Source organism: Bradyrhizobium sp. PRIMUS42 (assembly GCF_023006515.1).
Lineage (GTDB): Bacteria > Pseudomonadota > Alphaproteobacteria > Rhizobiales > Xanthobacteraceae > Bradyrhizobium.
In genome coordinates this window covers 1-4,021 of sequence record NZ_JALBGZ010000577.1, presented here as the reverse complement: position 1 = coordinate 4,021, position 4,021 = coordinate 1, and the positions used below count along the sequence as shown (strand labels likewise).

Below are 4,021 nucleotides of genomic sequence, written 5' to 3'. Positions count from 1 at the left end.
AACGCTGGCCGAGCGCATCCGGGCGCTGCAGGCCCACGCCTCCCGCGCCCGCCAGCAGGGCGCGTAAGCGGCCAAAAATCCGGCTTCCGTCGCCAATTACGTGCGGGGGGCCAAGGTTTTCCGGCCCCGCGGCGCCTGGAAACTTGACACCTCAAGCCCGCACTTCTAAATCGCGGGCTCCGATGCGCCGGCCGGCCGACAAGGTCCGGCCGTCTGCATGATGGTCCCGGGCGCATAGCTCAGCGGGAGAGCGTTCCCTTCACACGGGAGAGGTCCAAGGTTCGATCCCTTGTGCGCCCACCATTCATTTTCCTGAACCCAGCCGCTGCGGACGATCACCAGGCCTGGGACAGCCGGCCGATCAAGAACGTCGAAAACAACCCCATGCACAGTAGCCGACGTCAGTCGGATCAAAGGGTTGCGGCTTCCCCGAATTGGCCTCTCGGATATGAGGCAAGAAGGATCGTCGCGGCTATCACTGTGAGCGCGGGCAGGCACCGCGCTATCCGACAATTTTCTCGCCCGTCCGCCGACGCAATCGTCGCGCGATGACTTCGCCTAGCGGACGATCCGGCGATTTGCGAAATGACCTGAGCTTCTTGATCCGACCTGTGCGCAAGACCTCCGAGTGCGCTTCGTCGGCGACTTCGTCCAGAACATCCCCTTGCGCAGGGATCAGAGCCTGCCGGATGGCGCGGCGCTCGTCCTGGTGCGAGCGCTGCTTGCTGCGCGGAATGTTCTTCCGGCTGCTTTTCTGATTTTCTCCATAAGTGTTGCGCCGGTCCTGCTCGTAGCTCAATCGCTTCTTTTCCTGCGGCGTTTTGACCTTGCTCACACATGCCTCCGGCTGCCGATGCGGCGTTTCACGGAACGCAGCTCAAGACTAAGTGTTGAGCGCCGTGACCTTGGTTCGAGGGGCAGGTATCGGAAGTGACGAGCAGGCGCCAAAGACCGCGCGCCGAGACATGGCCAGGAGTAGCGCATGGCGACCATCTTCATCACCGGGAGCACCGATGGCCTCGGCCGCGCGGCGGCGCAATCGCTGCTTGATCAGGGACATCGCGTGGTGCTGCACGCGCGCTCGGCCGATCGCATCGACGCGCTCGGCGAGCTGAGGTCGCGTGTCCAGGGGATCGTGGTCGGCGATCTCAAGAGTGCGGCCGAGACGAGGGATATCGCCGATCAGGTCAATGCGATCGGGCGCATGGATGCGATCATCCACAACGCCGGCGTCTACACGCGGCCCGGCCGTGGCGCGACGCCGGAAGGCCATGCCGAAACGCTCGCCATCAACACGCTGGCACCGTACATGCTGACGGCGCTGATCGAGCGGCCCGGTAGGCTCGTGTATCTCAGCAGCGGATTGCACCGGGGTGGAGAGGGTTCGCTCGACGATCTCGACTGGACCAGGCGGGCTTGGGATGCGGCCAGGGCCTACGCCGAGAGCAAGCTGCACGTGGTCGCGCTGGCTTTCGCGGTGGCGCGGCGATGGCCCAAGGTCCTGAGCAACGCCGTCGATCCCGGCTGGGTGCGCACGAAGATGGGCGGCGCGGGCGCGCCGGTCGACATCGACACCGGACAGCGGACGCAAACCTGGCTCGCGGTGAGCCAGGAGCCCGCTGCCTTGGTGACGGGGCGCTATTGGCATCATCTCGAACAGCAGCAGCCGGCCAGCGAGGCGACCGACCCGACATTTCAGGACGCGCTCATCGGTCAATTGAGCAAGCTGACGGGCGTTGAGCTGCCGGAGGTGTAGCGCACAATCACGGAGCAGGCTTCACACCGCCCGCTGTGGCCGCCACGCCGTGTAGAGACCGACCAGCGTCCCGATGCCGACCAGTGCGGCTGCCAGCAGCACCTGCAATTCGCCGTCATCGGTGGGACCGACGGACGACACGAGCCTGGTGACGATGACGAACAGAATGCCCACAGCGGCCGCTGCACCCACGCAGAGATAGGCGAGCTCGCGCGTCAGGCTGCGGCCGAGCAGTCCGAGCGCCGTGAAATACATCGCGCAGGCGTTGGGATGAACGAACAGGGCAATGCGCGCATAAGGACCGTAGGCGTCAAACAAGGACTCGCATCGGCGCAGAGCCCCTTTCGAGGCCACCCGCTGCAGGAACGGCCTGAAGAAACGAGCCTGTCCGTAGCTGAGAACGGCGCCCAGGATGATGGCGAGCCACGCCACGATGAAGACAGGGCCATCCACGGCCTTTGGATTGAGCGCCACGGACATCAGGATGAGGGCGGTGCCGGGAAAATAGCCGAAATATGGAAAGACCGCTTCCAGCAGCACGCAGATGAACATGAAGGCCGGAAACCATGCCGACCCGGTCGCGCCATGGACGATCGCGTTCAGGTCGAACAGGCTCGTCCTGTACAGGACGAGGTACATGCACATGGCCAGTCCAGCCAGCGCGTAGAACGGCAACGCTCCCGACAGAAACCGTCTCATCCAACCATCAAGCTTTGTTTGGCGGAGACGACGGCCTCGCGCTGTTGCGGATCATGCTTTAGGTGAATGGGATTGCTCCTGTCGATAGCGCCCTTTGCCGCGCAATCCTCGCTCCGGCCCTGCACGCGCTACGCGATTGCCAGAATCTCGATCTCCTGCGCGTCTGAGCCCGCGACGTCGCCGACTGCCTTGCCCATCAGCGACTTCGCCACCGGCGCGACGAACGAGATCGTCCCCGCCTTCGGGTCGGCTTCGTCCTCGCCGACGATGCGATAGGTCTGCACGCGGCCGTCAGCGCGGCTGAAGGTCACGGTGCTGCCGAAGGCAACAATATCCGTCGACGTCGGATCAGAGACGAGCTGCGCGGTGCGCAGGCGTTCCGTCAGATAGCGGGCGTCGCGCAAGGGCACGGCCGACTGCCGGCGCTTTTCGTTGACGTCCTCGATGGCTTGCGCGGCTTCATAGGCCGCGCGGGCTTCCGCCAGCTGCGTCTGCAACGCCTGCAGGCCCTTTTCCGTCACGAAGTTCGGATGCGGCGAGATCGGGCGATCCGGCAACAGCGTCTCGGACGCGGTCTCGGCGCTTTCTTCCTTGGTAAAGGCGACGCTCAATTTGGAATCCTGTCGAACTGTCTTGGCTGCCAGCGCGGGCGTGTTCCGCCGCCGGTGATCGAGCCAGACTATATCTCAAGTTCGACGAAACGACGGAGCTTGAAGACGATATCCGGCATGGCCTGGCGGAACCGTGTTGCATTCTGGAAATTGGTCGAAAACGGCGCGAAGGTGATCATCGCGTTCCAATGCCGGTAGCCATAGACCGTGACCGAGGCGCCGGTTGCCGGAAAATTCTCCAGCTTGCGCAGCTCACCCAGCACGAGATCGGCGATCGCTTCCGCAGGCAGCAGCTGTCTGCCATCACGCGTCGTGATAATTTTCGCGGGCTGCTCGACGGGCTCTACGGCCGCCGGCGCAGCGTTGGGCATATCCTCCTGCCGGGTCGAGGCCGCCTCGGCGATGGGCGCCGCAACCGCTTCCGCCCCGTTCAAGGGCACTGTCGGCGGCCCCTCGGCGAGCGGCGGCGGTGCAACACTGTCTGCGCGCTTGTTGCCTCCAAGGATGCTGCTGATCATGGCCACAAGGCCAGCATCCTTCACGTCGTCGCTCATCATTCCCCCCGGGCTTCGGCCTAGTCTAGCACTGCTCTCCCAGACCGCCACCGGGGATGTGAGGTCGGAAACCGCCCGGCCCGGGCCGTCCTTCGATGGCGTGTCGCTCGAAGGTGCCGGCGGCGCAACGGCTGATCACGTCACGCCGCCATGCGATCGGCTATTGCTTATCGAACGGAATATATTGCTGGTACTGCTTGGGCACCGAGCTGCGATAGCGCGCGGGCACGGTGCCGCTGTCGACCGAGTGATCGATCTCCTGCTGCCGCGTCATCTTTTTCTTCGCCGGCTTCTTCGACGCGCTCTTCTTGGTGTCGGTCGGCTGGCTGGAGCTGTCGGTGGTCGCAGCCGGTGCCGTCGTCGCTGCCGGCGCAGTGCTGGTCGCCGCAGGCGCCGCGGTT

6 protein-coding genes and 1 tRNA gene are annotated in these 4,021 nt (G+C 64.6%); 2 read left to right on the top strand and 5 right to left on the bottom strand.

Going from position 1 to position 4,021, the window contains the following annotated elements:
• The first annotated feature begins 228 nt into the window (after nucleotides 1–228).
• A tRNA-Val gene (locus MOV75_RS29630) sits at nucleotides 229–303 on the top strand.
• 199 nt (nucleotides 304–502) lie between these two features.
• On the opposite strand, the gene MOV75_RS29625 is transcribed toward MOV75_RS29630, so the two are convergent.
• Nucleotides 503–835, bottom strand: coding sequence for a hypothetical protein (locus tag MOV75_RS29625; RefSeq protein ID WP_246920472.1), 333 nt, complete (start codon nucleotides 833–835; stop codon nucleotides 503–505).
• 147 nt (nucleotides 836–982) lie between these two features.
• Between MOV75_RS29625 and MOV75_RS29620 the strand changes: the two genes are divergently transcribed.
• The gene (locus MOV75_RS29620) at nucleotides 983–1,756 is read left to right on the top strand and encodes an SDR family NAD(P)-dependent oxidoreductase (RefSeq protein WP_247007095.1); all 774 of its coding nucleotides are present in this window, start codon (nucleotides 983–985) and stop codon (nucleotides 1,754–1,756) included.
• A 21-nt stretch (nucleotides 1,757–1,777) separates the two neighbouring features.
• Here the strand turns inward: MOV75_RS29620 and MOV75_RS29615 are convergent, their stop codons facing one another.
• From MOV75_RS29615 to MOV75_RS29600, 4 genes are all read right to left on the bottom strand, one after another.
• Nucleotides 1,778–2,455 (bottom strand): hypothetical protein, encoded by a 678-nt coding sequence (locus tag MOV75_RS29615; RefSeq protein ID WP_247007094.1) that lies wholly within the window; start codon nucleotides 2,453–2,455, stop codon nucleotides 1,778–1,780.
• Nucleotides 2,456–2,583: 128 nt separating this feature from the next.
• The gene (gene greA / locus MOV75_RS29610; RefSeq protein WP_247007092.1) at nucleotides 2,584–3,066 is read right to left on the bottom strand and encodes a transcription elongation factor GreA; all 483 of its coding nucleotides are present in this window, start codon (nucleotides 3,064–3,066) and stop codon (nucleotides 2,584–2,586) included.
• 68 nt (nucleotides 3,067–3,134) lie between these two features.
• The gene (locus MOV75_RS29605; RefSeq protein WP_246920484.1) at nucleotides 3,135–3,620 is read right to left on the bottom strand and encodes a hypothetical protein; all 486 of its coding nucleotides are present in this window, start codon (nucleotides 3,618–3,620) and stop codon (nucleotides 3,135–3,137) included.
• Between the two features lie 160 nt (nucleotides 3,621–3,780).
• Nucleotides 3,781–4,021: hypothetical protein (locus MOV75_RS29600; protein ID WP_247007091.1), on the bottom strand; the 241-nt coding region annotated here is incomplete at its 5' end.